Source organism: Arthrobacter sp. NPDC080082 (assembly GCF_040686595.1).
GTDB lineage: Bacteria > Actinomycetota > Actinomycetes > Actinomycetales > Micrococcaceae > Arthrobacter.
The window spans coordinates 1-15,242 of the sequence record NZ_JBFBKQ010000003.1 but is presented as its reverse complement, the minus strand read 5'-3'; the positions used below and the strand labels follow the sequence as shown (position 1 = coordinate 15,242).

Annotated in this window: 15 protein-coding genes; 7 read left to right on the top strand and 8 right to left on the bottom strand. The window is 69.8% G+C overall.

Translation table 11 applies throughout. The annotated features are described in order from the left end of the window. Positions 1–38: 38 nt before the first annotated feature. A complete protein-coding gene (locus AB0O44_RS06840; RefSeq protein WP_364135874.1) occupies positions 39–1,100 on the top strand; it encodes a diacylglycerol kinase family protein in 1,062 nt (353 codons plus the stop codon). Between the two features lies 1 nt (position 1,101). Here the strand turns inward: AB0O44_RS06840 and AB0O44_RS06835 are convergent, their stop codons facing one another. From AB0O44_RS06835 to AB0O44_RS06825, 3 genes are all read right to left on the bottom strand, one after another. Then, positions 1,102–1,320 (bottom strand): hypothetical protein, encoded by a 219-nt coding sequence (locus tag AB0O44_RS06835; protein WP_290257029.1) that lies wholly within the window; start codon positions 1,318–1,320, stop codon positions 1,102–1,104. A 120-nt stretch (positions 1,321–1,440) separates the two neighbouring features. Continuing rightward, a complete protein-coding gene (pheA, locus tag AB0O44_RS06830; RefSeq protein ID WP_364135871.1) occupies positions 1,441–2,412 on the bottom strand; it encodes a prephenate dehydratase in 972 nt (323 codons plus the stop codon). 14 nt (positions 2,413–2,426) lie between these two features. Continuing rightward, positions 2,427–2,753, bottom strand: coding sequence for a rhodanese-like domain-containing protein (locus AB0O44_RS06825; protein ID WP_290257031.1), 327 nt, complete (start codon positions 2,751–2,753; stop codon positions 2,427–2,429). 120 nt (positions 2,754–2,873) lie between these two features. Between AB0O44_RS06825 and AB0O44_RS06820 the strand changes: the two genes are divergently transcribed. The 4 genes from AB0O44_RS06820 to AB0O44_RS06805 all read left to right on the top strand — a co-directional run bounded on the left by AB0O44_RS06820 (position 2,874) and on the right by AB0O44_RS06805 (position 7,975). Next, a complete protein-coding gene (locus tag AB0O44_RS06820) occupies positions 2,874–4,304 on the top strand; it encodes an amidase (RefSeq protein ID WP_364135868.1) in 1,431 nt (476 codons plus the stop codon). Between the two features lie 112 nt (positions 4,305–4,416). Then, positions 4,417–5,529, top strand: coding sequence for an alcohol dehydrogenase catalytic domain-containing protein (locus AB0O44_RS06815; RefSeq protein WP_364135865.1), 1,113 nt, complete (start codon positions 4,417–4,419; stop codon positions 5,527–5,529). 101 nt (positions 5,530–5,630) lie between these two features. Next, the gene (locus AB0O44_RS06810; protein WP_364135862.1) at positions 5,631–7,100 is read left to right on the top strand and encodes a peptide MFS transporter; all 1,470 of its coding nucleotides are present in this window, start codon (positions 5,631–5,633) and stop codon (positions 7,098–7,100) included. A gap of 5 nt (positions 7,101–7,105) precedes the next feature. Continuing rightward, entirely contained in the window at positions 7,106–7,975 is an 870-nt protein-coding gene (locus AB0O44_RS06805; RefSeq protein WP_364135859.1) for a phosphotransferase, read from the top strand. On the opposite strand, the gene AB0O44_RS06800 is transcribed toward AB0O44_RS06805, so the two are convergent. Continuing rightward, the gene (locus AB0O44_RS06800) at positions 7,965–8,438 is read right to left on the bottom strand and encodes a DUF4190 domain-containing protein (protein WP_364135856.1); all 474 of its coding nucleotides are present in this window, start codon (positions 8,436–8,438) and stop codon (positions 7,965–7,967) included. The genes AB0O44_RS06805 and AB0O44_RS06800 overlap by 11 nt on opposite strands. 162 nt (positions 8,439–8,600) lie before the next feature. Between AB0O44_RS06800 and pgm the strand changes: the two genes are divergently transcribed. Beyond that, complete coding sequence (gene pgm, locus AB0O44_RS06795; protein ID WP_290257038.1) at positions 8,601–10,274, top strand: phosphoglucomutase (alpha-D-glucose-1,6-bisphosphate-dependent); 1,674 nt, start codon at positions 8,601–8,603, stop codon at positions 10,272–10,274. A 101-nt stretch (positions 10,275–10,375) separates the two neighbouring features. Here pgm and AB0O44_RS06790 read toward each other — a convergent pair whose 3' ends face one another. The 4 genes from AB0O44_RS06790 to AB0O44_RS06775 form a co-directional block, all read right to left on the bottom strand. Next, the gene (locus AB0O44_RS06790) at positions 10,376–11,551 is read right to left on the bottom strand and encodes a GGDEF domain-containing protein (protein ID WP_364135853.1); all 1,176 of its coding nucleotides are present in this window, start codon (positions 11,549–11,551) and stop codon (positions 10,376–10,378) included. Between the two features lie 102 nt (positions 11,552–11,653). Continuing rightward, positions 11,654–12,289: a hypothetical protein gene (locus AB0O44_RS06785; protein WP_364135850.1), complete on the bottom strand. Its 636-nt coding sequence runs from the start codon at positions 12,287–12,289 to the stop codon at positions 11,654–11,656. A 20-nt stretch (positions 12,290–12,309) separates the two neighbouring features. Then, complete coding sequence (locus AB0O44_RS06780) at positions 12,310–12,915, bottom strand: malonic semialdehyde reductase (protein ID WP_364135847.1); 606 nt, start codon at positions 12,913–12,915, stop codon at positions 12,310–12,312. Between the two features lie 140 nt (positions 12,916–13,055). Beyond that, positions 13,056–13,817: an aminoglycoside phosphotransferase family protein gene (locus AB0O44_RS06775; RefSeq protein WP_364135844.1), complete on the bottom strand. Its 762-nt coding sequence runs from the start codon at positions 13,815–13,817 to the stop codon at positions 13,056–13,058. 486 nt (positions 13,818–14,303) lie between these two features. On the opposite strand from AB0O44_RS06775, the gene AB0O44_RS06770 reads away from it, so the two are divergent. Continuing rightward, positions 14,304–15,242: DUF222 domain-containing protein (locus AB0O44_RS06770; protein WP_364135841.1), on the top strand; the 939-nt coding region annotated here is incomplete at its 3' end.

Sequence of the window (15,242 nt, the reverse complement as noted above, 5' to 3'; positions counted from 1 at the left end):
CCGGCCGCGGGGCGGGCCCGGGTTAGTGTTGGAGCACCATGCGCGACTGGCTGCTCTACCTCGTCATCGCTGGAGCCCTGGCCTTTGCCGTCTCCAGCTGGTGGGGCGTGCGCCGACTCAAGGCCAAACACACGCGCAGCGCCGTCTGGGAGGAGACCCACCATCCGGGCCTGGAGCGGCAGAAGGTCGCGGTGGTGCTGAACCCCATCAAGGCCCGCGCGGCCGAGGCGCGTGCCCTGGTGGAAGGGGCGTGCCTGGCGGCCGGCTGGGAGGCCCCGCTCTTCTTCGAGACCACGGCGGAGGATCCCGGCTTCTCGCAGGCGCGGGCCGCCGTCGCATCCGGCGCCGACGTCGTCCTGGTGGGCGGCGGGGACGGCACCGTGCGGGTGGTCGCCGACGTCCTGGCCCACTCGGACATCGCCATGGGGCTGCTGCCGCTGGGCACCGGAAACCTGTTGGCCCGCAACATCCACCTGGACATCGGGAACCTGCATTCCTGCGTGGAGACCGCCCTCTTCGGTCACCAGCGCTTCATCGACACCGCCCGGATGACGGTGGCCAACGGCGTCACCGGCCAGTCGTCGGAGCACGCCTTCCTGGTGATCGCCGGGATCGGGATGGACGCAGAGGTAGTTAGCGACACCAGCGACGGCCTGAAGAAGGCGGTGGGCTGGCTGGCCTACACCGAGGCCGGGGTGCGGCACCTGCCGGGCCGGCGGAAGCGGGTGTCCATCTCCCTGGACGACGAGCCGGAGCAGTCACGCAAGATCCGCAGCGTCCTGTTCGCCAACTGCGGGCTGATTCCCGGTGGCATCGACTTCATTCCGCAGGCAATGATCGACGACGGGATGCTGGACGTGGTGGTGATGAGCCCGCGCAGCGCGATCGGCTGGCTGGCGATGTATTGGAAGATCGTGCTCAAGCACAAGCGGAACCTGCCCGTGATGACCTACTACCGCTCGGGCAAGGTTGTCATCACCTGCGCCGAGCCGATGCCGACGCAGGTGGACGGTGACCCCTCGGGCGAGGCCACGAAGGTCACCGTCCAGATCGCCCCCCGGTCCCTGCTGGTGCGGGTCCGGGAAGACGAAGCCGTCTAGCCTAGCTGGCTTCCTTGCCGGCCTCTTCGGCCTTCTTCGCGTCCTCGGCGGCCTTGGCGGCGCGCGCCTCGCTCTGTTCGCGGATCATGGCCTGCTCCTCTTCGAAGCGCAGGCGGTCCGCGCGGTCTGCGTCGTCACCGTCCCAGTCCTGGTTTTCCGCCGTCGGCTTGGGATTGACGATCATCCCCTGGCCATCGTTGTCATTGCTCGTCGTTGACATGCCCTGCTCCCTCCAGTCGAGGTCTATCCCGGTTTGGTTCCCGCCAGCATACGCCCGTTTACGAGGGGCGAAAGTGCAGGATGGGGCATTTGTCTACGCTTTGGGCGAATGCCGGGAGCGCTATCCGGCGGGCAGGGTTAACCCGTCGGAATCCGGGCCGGTGCCGGACCGGAGGGCCTCCACCCAGGCATGCGCCGCGTGGAACGCCTGGTCCGAGGTGTGCGGCTGGACCTCGGTGCGCTGGCCGTCCGCGCGGCCGTAGGAGCCGAGGAACCGGGTGGCCGGGCTGATCCGGTGCAGTCCGGCGAGGGCGTCGGCCACCCGGGCGTCGAGGAGGTGGCCGTCAGCGTCAATACTGAAGAAGTAGTGCCCCAGATACTGCCCGGTGGGGCGGGACTCGATCCGGCTCAGGTTGACCCCGCGGGTGGCGAACTGGTCCAGGATCTCCATCAGCGCGCCGGGCCGGTCCTCCGGGAGCGGCACCACCACGGTGGTCTTATCCGAACCGGTGGCCGCCGGCAGCTCACCGGGACGTCCCACCAGCACGAACCGGGTGACGGCACCGGGGTTGTCGCCAATGTTCTCCGCCAGGACCTGCAGGCCGGGCTGTTCCGCCGCGACGATCGGCGCGCAGATGGCGGCGTCGTAGGGGGCGCCGTCGAGCAGTCCCATGGCGGCGGCCGCCGTCGAGGACCCCGGGATGTATTCCGCATGGGGAATATGAGCATCCACCCAGAGCCGGCACTGCGCCCAGGCATGGCCGTGGGTGGAGACCCGGCGGACGTCTTCGAGCCGCACCCCCGGCCGGGCGACCAGCACGAAGGTGATCGGTACCAGCGCCTCGCGGAGGATCCGCAGTTCGGGGCCGGTAGCGATGGCATCCAGGGTGGCGGTCACGCCGCCCTCCACCGAGTTCTCGATCGGCACCATGGCCGCGTCCGCCTCGCCGGCACGGACCTTGTCCAGGGCGGTGTTGACGTTCGACGCCGGGATGCGGATGGCCTCCGCGGCGCCGGGAACCTGCAGCAGGGCCGCCTCGGTGAAGGTTCCCTCCGGTCCCAGGAACGTGTACGTGAGCGGTGCGGCAGGCATGGGGTCCCTTGGGGTTAGAGGATGACGGGCTTGAGGCCGTTGTCGGACACCAGCGGCAGGCCGGTCTCCAGCCACTGGTCCATGCCGCCGGCGACGTTCAGGGCCGAGTAGCCCTGGCCCACCAGCCACTGGGCGGCGCGGAAGGATCGGCCGCCGGTTCGGCAGATGACGTAGAGGTCCTCGTCCGGGTCCAGCTCGTCGATGCGGCCGGGCAGCTGGTCGAGCGGGATGTGCAGCGCGCGCTCGGCGTGGCCGGCGGCCCATTCGTAGTCTTCGCGGACGTCCAGTATCTTCGCCGACTCGGGGATGTCGGAAACGGTCACGGTATCGATGTCACTCATGGCAGTCCTCTCCGCAGTACCAGGTGTGCCTCCAGCGTATCGCCAGCCCCGCGCCCTCCCGCGTCCGGCGCGTCAGGTTACGCTTCTGGGACGACGTAGGGAGACCGATGGCAGCGAACCTTGGCTGAGATCCACGAACTGTCCGCCGTGGCGCTGCGGGACGCCCTCCGCGCCGGCGCGCTGTCAGCCCGCGAGGCAGCGGCGCATTTTCTCGCCCGGATCGGGGAGCAGAATCCGCGGCTGGGCGCCTTCATCACCGTCACGGAGGAGCAGGCCGCCAGGGACGCCGACGACGCCGACGCGGCGTTCCACCGGGCCTCCAAGGCCGGCGCCGTGGACTCGCTGCCGCCGCTGCACGGCATGCCGGTCGCGTTCAAGGACCTGACCGACGTCTCAGGGGTCCCCACCAGCCACGGCAGCGCGGCGCTGGAGGCCCGGCCGGCGCTGGAGGACGGTGCACTGGCCGCGGCGTTGAAGGGCGCGGGCGTCGTGTCCCTCGGCAAGACGCAGGTTCCGGAGTTTGGGCTGACCGCGTACAGCGAGAACCGGATCGCCCCGCCCTCCCGTAATCCGTATTCCTTGAGCCGCAGCTCCGGCGGTTCCTCCGGCGGCAGCGCGGCGGCCGTGGCGGCGGGGCTGCTGCCGTTTGCGCCGGGCTCCGACGGCGGCGGCTCCATCCGCATCCCGGCGTCGGCCTGCGGCTTGGTGGGGCTCAAGCCCGGCCGCGGGCTGGTGCCCGCCGGGGAGAGCCCCGGCGACCGGGCCGGGCTGGTGGTGGCCGGGCCGCTGTCGCGCTCCGCCGCCGACGCCGCGCTCCTGCTGGACGCCCTCGCACCGCCCGAGCCTGGCCGGCCCGGGTATCTGGAGCGCACCGGGCAGGCCCCTCCCCCGCTCCGGATCGGCGTCAGCCTGGACAGCCCGTGGCAGGCCGCCTACCCGATCGCCCCCGAGCCCGAGGCCCTGGCCGCGCTGGCCGCGGGAATCGACCTGCTGGAGCGGGCCGGGCACCGGACCGGCGAGGCGTCCATCCGGTACGACAACCGGTATCCGGCGGCGTTCACTACCGCCTGGACGGCCGGCGTCGGAAGCGCCCGGATCCCGCCGCAGCGCGAACCGCTGCTGACCCCGCTGACCCGGACGTTCCGGCGCCGCGCGCAGCAGCGGAGCGCGGCCAAGCTGGAGGAGGCCCTGTCTTTCCTGCGGACCTTCCAGCGGGACACCCTGGCCCAGTACGGGGCGTGGGACCTGATGCTGATGCCCGCGCTGGCGCAGACCCCGCGCCCGGTGGGCTGGTTCACCGGGGCCGTGCACGGCGACGGGTACTGGCCCGCCGCGGAGTGGGCCGGCGACGCCGACGAGGACTACCGCCGGCAGTGCCAGTTCGCGCCCTGGTCCTCCATGATCAACGTCTGCGGGCTCCCTGCCATCAGCATCCCTGTGCACTGGACCGGCGGGCGGCCGGGCGAAGGGTTGCCGATGGGCATCCAGCTGGTCGGGCCGATGGGTTCGGAGGCCCTGCTCCTGCAGGTCGCGGCGCAACTGGGCTACTGACGCCGGCTTTCTGAACCACCGGGCCGGCGACGCGGATTTCCCGGCCGCCCCCGCCTGCGGTTTACTGGAGCGGACACGGCCACTGGCGGCCCCGAGGACGGAAGAGGGATCGATGAAGATCACCGGAGCAGTGCTTGAGGAGATCGGCCGGTCCCGGCCGTTCGCGGAGTCCAAACCCATCAGCATCGCGGACCTGGAACTTACCGGCCCCGGCCCCACCGAAATCCTGGTCAAGCTCGAGGCCGCGGGCATTTGCCACTCGGACCTCAGCGTCGTGGACGGGAACCGCGTCCGGCCCGTCCCGATGCTCCTCGGCCACGAGGCGGCCGGCCGGGTGGTCGAGGTCGGCGCCGAGGTCACGGACCTGGCGCCCGGCCAGCGTGTGGTGATGTCCTTCTTGCCCCGCTGCGAACAGTGCGAAAACTGCGCCGCCGACGGCCGACTCCCCTGCACCGCCGGCTCCAAGAGCAACAACGAGGGCACCCTGCTGCACGGCAGCCGACACCTGAGCCGGGACGGCCAACCCGTCCACCACCACCTCGGCGTCTCCGGCTTCGCCAGCCACGCCGTGGTCGACCGCGCCTCCGCCGTCCCCGTGGACGACGACATTCCCGCCGACATCGCCGCTGTCCTCGGCTGCGCCGTCCTCACGGGCGGCGGGGCCGTCCTTAACGCCGCGCAACCGCGCCCCGAGGACAGCGTGATGATCGTGGGCCTGGGCGGCGTCGGCATGGCCGCGTTGATCACCGCCGTGTCCCAGGGGATCTCCCGCATCATCGCCGTTGATACGCTCCCGGAGAAGCTGGAACACGCCCGTCGCCTCGGAGCCCACGAGGCGTACGCCCCGCAGGAACTGTCCGAGTTGGGCGTGAAGGCGCGCTTCGTCATCGAGTGCGCCGGCAGCGCGCGCGCCTTCGAGACCGCGTTCGCGGCCACCGCCGTCGGCGGCACCACCGTCACGGCCGGCCTGCCCGCCCCGGACGCTCTCGCGCACCTCTCCCCGCTGACCATCACGGCGGAGGCCCGGACCATCGTGGGCAGCTACCTCGGCTCCGCGGTCCCGGCCCGCGACATCCCCACCTACGCCCGGCTCTGGCGGGAGGGCAAGCTGCCGGTGGAGGAGCTCATCACCTCGCGGATCAGCCTGTCCGGGATCAACGAGGCCATGGACCAGCTGGCCGACGGGAAGGCCGTTCGGCAGGTCATCCTGTTCGACGCCGACTAGCGGATCCACGTGCGGAAACATCGCGAAACACCCCGGTATTGACTTGCGCCGGGGCCGTTCCGAATGTGACAATCCCGAGCTCCGGTGTCAGCATTAAGTAAATGAGCACAACTCATTTAGCTGATCCCCCCGCGACTACGCCGGGCGACACCTCATTCTTTGGCCACCCGAAAATGCTGGCCAGCCTCTTCTCCGTAGAAATGTGGGAGCGATTCTCCTTCTACGGAATGCAGGGCATCCTCCTGTACTACATGTACTTCTCGGCCACCCAGGGCGGCCTCGAGATCGACAAGGCCCTCGCCGCCAGCCTGGTCGGCGCGTACGGCGGCGGCGTCTACCTCTCCACCATCCTCGGCGCCTGGCTCGCCGACCGGCTCTTCGGCTCCGAGCGGGTCCTCTTCGGTTCCGCGATCATGATCATGGCCGGCCACATCGGCCTGGCGCTGATCCCGGGCATCCCCGGCCTGATCACCGGCCTGGTGCTCGTTGGCATCGGCTCCGGTGGCCTGAAGGCCAACGCCACCGCGCTGGTGGGAAGCCTGTACCGGGAAAAGGACGAACGCCGCGACGCCGGCTTCTCCATCTTCTACATGGGCATCAACACCGGCGGCCTGATCGGCCCGCTGGTGACCGGCTGGCTGCAGGAAAGCCAGGGCTTCCACTGGGGCTTCGGCGCGGCCGCCATCGGCATGGCGATCGGCCTGGGCATCTACGCCATGGGCCGCGGTAAGCTCCCGGCCGAGGCGCACCGCGTCCCCAACCCGCTGCCGGCCACCCAGCGCACCCGCTACGGCCTGATCTTCGCGGCGATCGTCGTCGTCATCGCCCTGCTGCTGGGCACGGGCGCGGTCAACGCCAATAACCTGGCCATGTCCATGGCCTACGCCGCGATCGGCGCCTCGGTGCTGTACTTCGTGCTGATCTACAGCAGCAAGAAGGTCACCACGCTGGAGCGCGGCCGCGTGACCGCGTTCATCCCCCTGTACATCGCCTCGGCCGCGTTCTGGGCCCTCTTCCAGCAGCAGTTCACCTTCATCGCCGTGTACTCGGAGGAGAAGCTGGACCGGAACCTCTTCGGCTGGGAAATGCCCGCCGCCTGGGTCCAGTCGATCAACCCGGTGTTCATCATCATCTTCGCCGGCGTCATGGCCGCGCTGTGGACCCGGCTGGGCCGCAAGCAGCCCGGCTCGGCGCTGAAGTTCTCCATCGGCCTGTTCGTGATGGGCCTGGCGTTCCTGGCGTTCATTCCGCTGGCCGGCGGCGGCAAGACCCCGCTGCTGGCGCTGATCGGGATCCTGTTCCTGTTCACCCTCGCGGAGCTGTTCCTCTCCCCGATCGGCCTGTCCGTGACCACCAAGCTGGCCCCGCAGGCGTTCCACACCCAGATGGTGGCGCTGTTCTTCCTGTCGGTGTCGCTCGGAACCACGCTGGCCGGCATCCTCTCGGGCCTCTACAACCCTGACGATGAGCTGCCGTACTTCATCGGCGTCGGCGGCACCGCGATGGTCCTGGCGGTCGGCCTCGCGGCCGCATCCCCGGCCATCAAGAAGCTCATGGGCGGCGTACGCTAGGCCGAATGAGCACCCCGCATCGCCCGCCGGTTGAGGCGCGCGTCTACGTCCCCGCTCCCGGCGAGGCGTCCGACGTCGAACTCATGCCGGCGGGCGATGTTACTGAGGGCGTGGTGCGGGTCGGCGGGACCATCCGCCGGCCGCACCAGCCCCAGAGCCTCGCCGTCGCGGCGTACCTGGACTGGCTGGAGGACGCCGGGTTCGACGGCTCGCCCCGGTTCCTGGGCCGCGACGCTCAGGGCCGGGACGTGCTGACCTACCTGCCGGGGTCGTGCGCCGGGGCCGAGCCGGAACCCTGGGTGCAGTCCGAGGAGCTGCTGGCCTCCGTAGCCCGGCTGGTCCGCCGGCTGCACTGGGCCTCCGCCGGCTTCGTCCCGGACGCCCACCCGTTCCCGGACCGGCCGTTCCCTGTTCCTGATTCCGGCGCCACAGCCTCCGACGGCCCGGTCCTCGTGTGCCACCTGGACGTGACGCCGCAGAACGTAGTGGTCCGGGACGGCCTGGCCGCGGGGCTGGTGGACTTCGACCTTGCCGGTCCCACCACTGCCCTGCGTGATTCGTACAACGCGGCAATGCACTGGGTGCCGTTGCTGGCCCCGGAGGACGTCTGGCCCGGCTGGGCCGGCACGGACCCCTTCCACCGGCTCCGCGTCTTCGCCGACGCCTACGGCTGGACCCCGGAAGAACGACGCCGGGTGCCCGCCCTGGGCATCGAGGCGGCGGAGCTGAGCTACGGCCGGATGCAGGAGCGGGCCCGGACGCTCGGCGGCGGCTGGGCCAGGATGTGGGATGAGGGCGTGGGCGGACTGATCCTGCGCCGGCGCGACTGGCTGGAGGCCAACGCCGGGCGGCTGCTGGAGGCCCTTAGCGGGTGACGAACTCCGCGTTGGAGAAGGCGACGCCCAGGACGATGACCACCAGCAGCGTGATGGCCATCGCGATGTAGCCGAGGACCAGTCCGGCGATGGCCAGGCCGCGGCCGCCCGGTTCGCGGAGCAGGGCCAGGTGCCCCAGCAGCACGGCGGCGAGCTGCGGGAGCAGGAAGAATCCCAGGCCCAGGAAGGCCGCGATGCCGCAGCAGAGGCTGGCGATGCTGAGGCCCTTCGGGGCCGCGGGCACCGGGTAGTAGAGCGGCTGGCCGTAGGCGTCGACGGCGGGAGGCTGCTGCCGGACGCCTCCCCGGTAGTCCGGGGGTCCGTAGGCGCCGGGGCCGCCCATACCCGAGCCGGCAGGGCCGTAACCGCCGGCGAGGCCTCCCTGGTGGGGCGCGGACGGTGGCATCGGCGGCACCTGACCGCGGTAGCCGCCGTCGTACCCTTGCCCGGTCTGCTCGGTCATGGCACTCCCCTTGTTGACGTGTGTTCGTCCAGCGTACCGCCGCGATGCCGGCCCGGGCGGCAGCCGTTCCCGCCGCCCTCCCGCCGCCGTTTCCGCCGTCACCCGCGGCCGCATTGCGACCAAACCGTGCCACCGGGCCCACGGTTCTGGCATGCTGGAGCCATGGCTAGCCGCGCGGGCACAGTTGCCCAACCCCAGGACCTTGTTGACCTCACAGCGCTCCTCGACGCGTACTACGACGTCGCGCCGAACCTCGAAGACCCCGGGCAGCGGGTGGTGTTCGGCACCTCCGGCCACCGGGGCTCCAGCCTCAAGGCCTCGTTCAACGAGCCGCACATCCTCGCCATCACGCAGGCAATCGTGGAATACCGCGCCGGGCAGGGCATTACCGGCCCGCTCTACCTGGCCAAGGACACGCACGCCCTGAGCGAGCCGGCCCAGAATTCCGCGCTGGAGGTCCTTGCCGCCAACGGCGTGCACGTGCTGATCGATGCCCGCCACGGCTACACGCCCACGCCGGCCCTCAGCCACGCGATCCTGACGCACAACAACAAGGCCGCGGCCGGCGCCCCGCAGGCAGACGGCATCGTGGTAACCCCCAGCCACAACCCGCCCGGCGACGGCGGCTTCAAGTACAACCCCCCGCACGGCGGCCCGGCGGACACCGACGCGACCGGCTGGATCGCCAACCGCGCCAACGAGCTGCTCGAAAACGGCCTCCGCGGCGTCAAGCGGGTTCCGATCGCCGAGGCGATGGCCGCCGGCACCACCGGCAAGTTCGACTTCCTCTCCAGCTATGTCGACGACCTGCCCTCCGTCCTGGACCTGAACGCCATCCGCGACGCCGGCGTTCGGATCGGCGCGGACCCGATGGGCGGCGCCTCCGTGGACTACTGGGGCGAGATCGGCGAACGCCACCACCTGAACCTCACCGTGGTGAACCCCACCGTGGATCCGCAGTGGGCCTTCATGACCCTCGACTGGGACGAGAAGATCCGGATGGACTGCTCCTCCCCCGCCGCCATGGCGTCCCTGATCCAGCGGATGGGAGCGGGCGCGGACGGCGCCGCCCCCTTCGACATCGCCACGGGCAACGACGCCGACGCCGACCGCCACGGCATCGTGACGCCCGTCGTCAACGGCCGGGGTGGGCTGATGAACCCCAACCACTACCTCGCCGTCGCCATCGACTACCTGTACCGGCACCGCACCGGCTGGAACCCCCAGTCCGTGATCGGCAAGACCCTCGTCTCCTCCTCGATCATCGACCGGGTCGCCGAAAGCCTGGGCCGGAAGCTCGTGGAGGTACCGGTGGGCTTCAAGTGGTTCGTCCCCGGACTGCTCTCCGGCGAGGGTGCCTTCGGCGGCGAGGAATCCGCCGGTGCCTCCTTCAACAAAATGGACGGCAGCGTCTGGACCACCGACAAGGACGGCATCCTGCTGGCCCTGCTGGCCTCCGAGATCACCGCCGTCACGGGCAGCTCGCCGTCGGAGCTGTACAAAGGTCTGACCGACCAGTTCGGTGACCCCGTCTACGCCCGGATCGACGCGGCCGCGACCCGCGAGCAGAAGGCCGCGCTGGGCAAGCTCTCCTCCTCGGACGTCAGCGCGACGGAACTGGCCGGCGAGACGATCACCGCCAAGCTGACCGAGGCTCCCGGCAACGGTGCGGCCATCGGCGGGCTCAAAGTGGTCACCGAGAACGCCTGGTTCGCGGCCCGCCCGTCGGGTACCGAGGACGTGTACAAGATCTACGCCGAGTCCTTCAAGGGCGAGGAACACCTCAAGCAGGTCCAGGCCGAGGCGAAGGCGCTGGTGGACTCGGTCATCTCCTGACCCGTTCCCCGGGGCGCTGCGGCGCCCCGGGCCTGGCGTGCGCGTCCGCTTCGGCGGACGCTCGGGGCGCTGCGGCGCCCCGGTTTCCTGACCCGGCCGGCTCAGACGGTGCCGGCGGTCTCTTCCTCGCCGAGGCTGGCCGCCAGCACAGACTGGTCGCGGCCCTGGGTCTTGGCCCGGTAGAGGGCAGCGTCGGCGCACTCCACCAAGGCCTTCAGGTCCGCCCGGCCCGCCCCTGTGGCGGTAATCCCATAGCTGACGGTGGGAAGCTTGGCCTCAACCTGGGGCTGCTTTTCCTGCAGCCGCCTGCTGATGGTAGCGGTCATGTCTTCGGCGCGCTCGGGGCTCACGCCGGGCAGGAGCATGATGAACTCCTCGCCGCCGTAGCGGCCCACCAGGTCGGTGGAGCGGACCGATTCGGTACACGCCTCCGCGAATGCCTGCAGCGCCACGTCGCCGGCGGCGTGGCCGTACCGGTCATTGACAGTCTTAAAGTGGTCAAGGTCGGCGAGCACCAGGGCTGCAGGCGTCCGGGCGTTGCTGAGCCGGCGAAGTTCCTCGGCCGCGAGGTCCATGAACGCGGTCCGGTTCAGCAGCCCGGTCAGGCCGTCCATCGTCGCCCGGGACCGGAGGTCACGGGTCAGCTGCTCGTTGCTTAGCTCCACCATGGTGAAGGAGGCCACCACCAGAACCATCGTGGTCAGGATGGTGGTCACCACCGAGCCGAAGTACGTTTCGAAGACCGGGCTGTTCGGCCCCTGTAGCAGGAATACCACCAGGCGGCCGACGTAGAAGATGGTCAGCAGGGCGGAGCCATAGGCGAGCGGCCTGTGGACGCGGGAGTAATCGACCTCGAGGAGGAAGAGCTCGCGCGAGGAAAGCCCCAGCATGAGGGCCATGAGGCCGAGGAGCACCGGGCCACCGGACCAGTTATTCGTGGCCGGGTTGTCGAGGACGGAGACGATACCGGTGAGAACCGGACCTGCGATCAGGTACCAGATCTTTGGACTGGTGGAGCGCAGCGAGCGGGCCCCCGCCCACATGGCCCCGGCGCCGCCGACCAGCAGGGTGTTCCCAAGCGGGTTCGCCCATTCCTGATGCACGGTTCCGTCCAGCAGATAGGAGGCGGAGCCGGTGAGGAACAGCAGCAGCGCGGAACACCACCATGCGCTGTAGGCCGAGCGGGTTTTGCGGTATGTGATGAAGAAGAAGAGGAAGAGCAGCGTCAGCGTGACGACGGCCAAGGAAACTCGCAGGGTCGACGTATCAAGCACCATCCGCTTTTTCTCCCGCCAGCACCCGGTGACCCCATTTCAGCGGTGTCAGACTCCCCATGTGCCCCCAGTATGGCACCACGGGATACAAATGAAGAGCTTCATTCACAATGTGGCATCCCACAGCGTCAGGACCTTGCGGGAACTGTGGGTTCCGCCCGGTGCCATGTCCACCAGTGCGACCCGGTCGAGGACCAGCCGGTCACCGGTCTTCAGCAGTTTGGCGCCCTGGTGGGAGACGTGGGGGCGGTAGCCGGACCGGGTGTAGGCACCGGTGGCGACCCGCCCGTGCAGCGATTCGACGATGTCGAGCAGCCCTTCGTGCAGCTGCTGCAGGCGCTCGTTGGGTTCGATCAGGGTGACCGGGATGGAGCCGTTACGGCCGAAGTTGGCCGGTTCCCCGGCCGTGAGGACCTCACCGAGCGCGGCGCGCACCACCGGGTCCATCCGCCGGGCGACCTCGTCCGCCAACGGGTCGGTCTCCTGCGGGCCAGTCTCCTGCGGGCCAGTCTCCGACGGACCGGCTTCCGTTGGACCGGTCTCCGGATTTACGGGCGATGACGCCGAGGGCGCTGCGCCCGACGCCGGGGCCCGGTACCCGCCGTCGTCGTCCTTTGCCTCCGCAGGCGGGTCCGCGACGTCGAAGCGCACCAGTGTGATGTGCAGGGGCCACGCGTCGCGGGCGAAGACCTGCCCCGCGCTGACGGGTTCTACGAAGGCGACGGCCACCAGGTTCCGCATGGGCCCAGTCTGCCACCGAGCTAGACGGTGCGGACGACGTCCTCGTAGGCGAACTTCGGCTTCGGGGCGCCCCAGGCGTTTTCGGCGGGACGGCCGATGTTGACCACCATGAAGCTCTTCTGGCTGCCGTCGGGGAAGAACGAGGCGTCAATCGCGGCGAAGTCGGCGCCGGTCATGGGGCCCGCGGAGAAGCCGAGGGAGCGGACGGCGAGGATGAAGTAACCGGCCTGCAGGTGGGCGTTGTTGTTGCCCGTGGCGGCGGCGAGGTCCGGGGAGGCGTCGTACATGGCCTTCGGGGCGTTGTAACCGGGGAGGAAGGCGTCCCACTGTTCGTGCCAAGCGGTGTCGGTGCTGAGGGTGGCGACCAGCGGAGCGGAGGCGGTCTTGGCGCGGTTACCGGCGGACAGGGCGTCCACTAGCGTGGCGCGGGCCTCGTCCGAGCGGACGTAGGTGATGCGCAGCGGCTGGGAGTTGAAGGCGGTGGGGCCGAACTTGGTCAGTTCGTAAATGGCGCGGGCCTGCTCGTCGGTGACCTCGCCGGTGAAGGCGTTAGCGGTGCGTGCCTGGGCGAAGATGGCGTCTACCGCCTCGGCGTCGATTACTGCTTCTTCGTGGGCGATGGTCATGTGCGTCTCTTTTCCCTGGTCTGCGTTGCTGCTTCCCGGCCCGGTCCGTGCGTTGTCCGTGGATTTCCGCGCGTTGTCCGTGCATTGGGAGCGCTGCTGTCTTAGGAATTAACCGGCGCCTTCAGCGGCCGCTTCCCGCCTCAGGGCGTGAGATCAGCCACATCCGACGCCTGTGCGCGGGCGATCATCCGGGCGCTGTCCCGGCGGTAGCCCGCGGCATGCTCGTGCAGTTCCGTGCGTCCGGTCTCGACGGCGCGCTGGTCGGAGTACTCCGCGAGTTCCAGCAGCCGCCGGCCGAGAGTCTCAAAAATGTCGGTGTGGGCGAAGGGCTGGCCGTAGGCCTCGATGAGGTCGTCCAGCCGGGCCTGCTTTTCCTCCTCCGCGGGTTCCCCGGAACCGGTCCCCTCGATCAAGGGCACCAGCTGATAGGCCAGGTAGGCGACGTCCCAGATGCGGGGACCGGGAGAGGCGGCGTCGAAGTCGAAAGCCCCGGCGAGTTTCCGGTCCCGGAAGACCATGTTGTAGGGGGCGAAGTCGTTGGCGCAGACCACCTCTGCCGGTTCGTGGGTGGCCAAAAGCCAGGGCCGGCTTGTGTCCGCGAGGTGGGCTCCGGCGTCGTGGATTTTCCGCAGCATGGTGGCGGCGTCGCGGAGGATGTCCGGGTGCCAGATCCAGGCGGGGAGTGGGTAGCGGACGACGTCGCCCGGCACGAAAGTGAGGATCTCGCGGCCCTGCTCGTCGAGGCCGAGCGCTTCCGGGACGTTGGTGACGCCGCCGGCGTGGAGGGCGTGGAGGAAGTCATGTACCGCGGGTGTCCATGGACCGGTGTTGCGGCGGACGGTGTCCCCCACGCGCACCACGACGCTCGAGTTGCCGCCGTCCAGGACCTCTTCGTTCTCCACCGGACCAATCTATGCGGTTCCGGGGCTGGTGCTGGTTTTTGGTTGGCGGGCGTTGTTGTGGGCAGCCTTGGCTGCCCCGGTTGGCGGGCGGGCTTAATTGTCAGAGGCCGGCGAGAGTATTGGGTCATGGACGCACTGGCTGCGCTTTCGTATCTACCGGCTCACTGGCCGGTCGGTGACGGGCGCATGCGGCCCGCCTGGGCGAGGTTAATTGTCAGTGGTCGGCGGGATAGTCGAGTCATGGACGCAACGGCTGCGGTTTCGTATCTACCGGCTCACTGGCCGGTCGGTGACTGGGGCATGCGTCCTGCCTGCGCGGGCTTGATTGTCAGTGGTCGGCGGCAGGATTAACCCATGAACGCAACGGCTGCGGTTTCGTTTCTTCCGGTCCCCGGACCGGTCGCTGGCGGGTGCGGCGGTATTGCGTTGGGGGATATCGCTGCTTCGCTGCGGGAGTTCTGCACGTCTGCGGTCGACGACGCTGGGGTGCTGGGTTTCACTGAGGCGGCGGCTTTCGCCGGGGATGTGGAGGAGCTCGCCCGGGCCGTGGAGTTCCTCCAGGTTGTTGCGGCGGGCGCTGTCGACCGGACGCGCACCCAAGCGGCGATATCGGCAGCATCCACGCGCGGCGGCGCGGGGCTGACCGGTGAGGACGAGGCCGGCGGACCAGGTGCCGCCCCGGAAGCCATCACCTGCGGGCCGGAGGGTGACGGGTACCGGCGGACCACGGACTTCCTGCGGGACCGCTTGCGGATCAGCGCCGCCGAAGCCCACCGCCGCCTCTGCCTTGCCGGGGAAGTCCTGCCCCGTGTTGGGTTGTCCGGCCAGCCGATCCCGGCCGTTCATGAGGAACTCGCCGCGGCGTTCGCGGGAGGGGAGGTCCCGTCCCGGTCCGCGACCATCATCACCCAGGCACTGGACCGGGTCCGACTCCTGACCGACACGGCCACCGTGACCCGGATGGAAGAAGTCCTGACCACGGTCGCGGCGGTTCATGACCCGGACTTCCTGACCCGGGTCGCCCGCCGCTGGGTCGACGGCCTGGACCAGGACGGTGCCGAACCCTCCGAGGAGCTCCTCCGCCAACTCCAGGGCGCGTTCATCCGCCGACCCCGGCACGGTCTCCAGCACCTGGAAATCTTCGCGACCACCGACCAGTTCGAACACCTCCTCACCGTCATGAACACCGCCACCAACCCCCGAACAGCCGCGACCGTTCCCGGAGCGGTGGATGCCAGCGGGACCACCCCGGCCGCTGCCGACAAAGATGCTGCCGTAGGCTGCACAGTTTCGGCGGAGGAGGTTTTCGCTGCGGAATCGGGAGTGTCCAACGAGCGGCTGGATCTCCGGTCCCGCCCGCAGCGGTTGCTCGACGGCCTGATCGGCGCCTGCAAGGCCGCTCTCGCCACCGGCGGACTCCCCGCC

Bases quoted from the DNA above. Each gene is read 5' to 3' on its own strand.
- AB0O44_RS06840 (WP_364135874.1), top strand. From the start codon at position 39: ATGCGCGACTGGCTGCTCTACCTCGTCATCGCTGGAGCCCTGGCCTTT.
- AB0O44_RS06835 (WP_290257029.1), bottom strand. From the start codon at position 1,320: ATGTCAACGACGAGCAATGACAACGATGGCCAGGGGATGATCGTCAAT.
- pheA (WP_364135871.1), bottom strand. From the start codon at position 2,412: ATGCCTGCCGCACCGCTCACGTACACGTTCCTGGGACCGGAGGGAACC.
- AB0O44_RS06825 (WP_290257031.1), bottom strand. From the start codon at position 2,753: ATGAGTGACATCGATACCGTGACCGTTTCCGACATCCCCGAGTCGGCG.
- AB0O44_RS06815 (WP_364135865.1), top strand. From the start codon at position 4,417: ATGAAGATCACCGGAGCAGTGCTTGAGGAGATCGGCCGGTCCCGGCCG.
- AB0O44_RS06810 (WP_364135862.1), top strand. From the start codon at position 5,631: ATGAGCACAACTCATTTAGCTGATCCCCCCGCGACTACGCCGGGCGAC.
- AB0O44_RS06805 (WP_364135859.1), top strand. From the start codon at position 7,106: ATGAGCACCCCGCATCGCCCGCCGGTTGAGGCGCGCGTCTACGTCCCC.
- AB0O44_RS06800 (WP_364135856.1), bottom strand. From the start codon at position 8,438: ATGACCGAGCAGACCGGGCAAGGGTACGACGGCGGCTACCGCGGTCAG.
- pgm (WP_290257038.1), top strand. From the start codon at position 8,601: ATGGCTAGCCGCGCGGGCACAGTTGCCCAACCCCAGGACCTTGTTGAC.
- AB0O44_RS06790 (WP_364135853.1), bottom strand. From the start codon at position 11,551: ATGGTGCTTGATACGTCGACCCTGCGAGTTTCCTTGGCCGTCGTCACG.
- AB0O44_RS06785 (WP_364135850.1), bottom strand. From the start codon at position 12,289: ATGCGGAACCTGGTGGCCGTCGCCTTCGTAGAACCCGTCAGCGCGGGG.
- AB0O44_RS06780 (WP_364135847.1), bottom strand. From the start codon at position 12,915: ATGACCATCGCCCACGAAGAAGCAGTAATCGACGCCGAGGCGGTAGAC.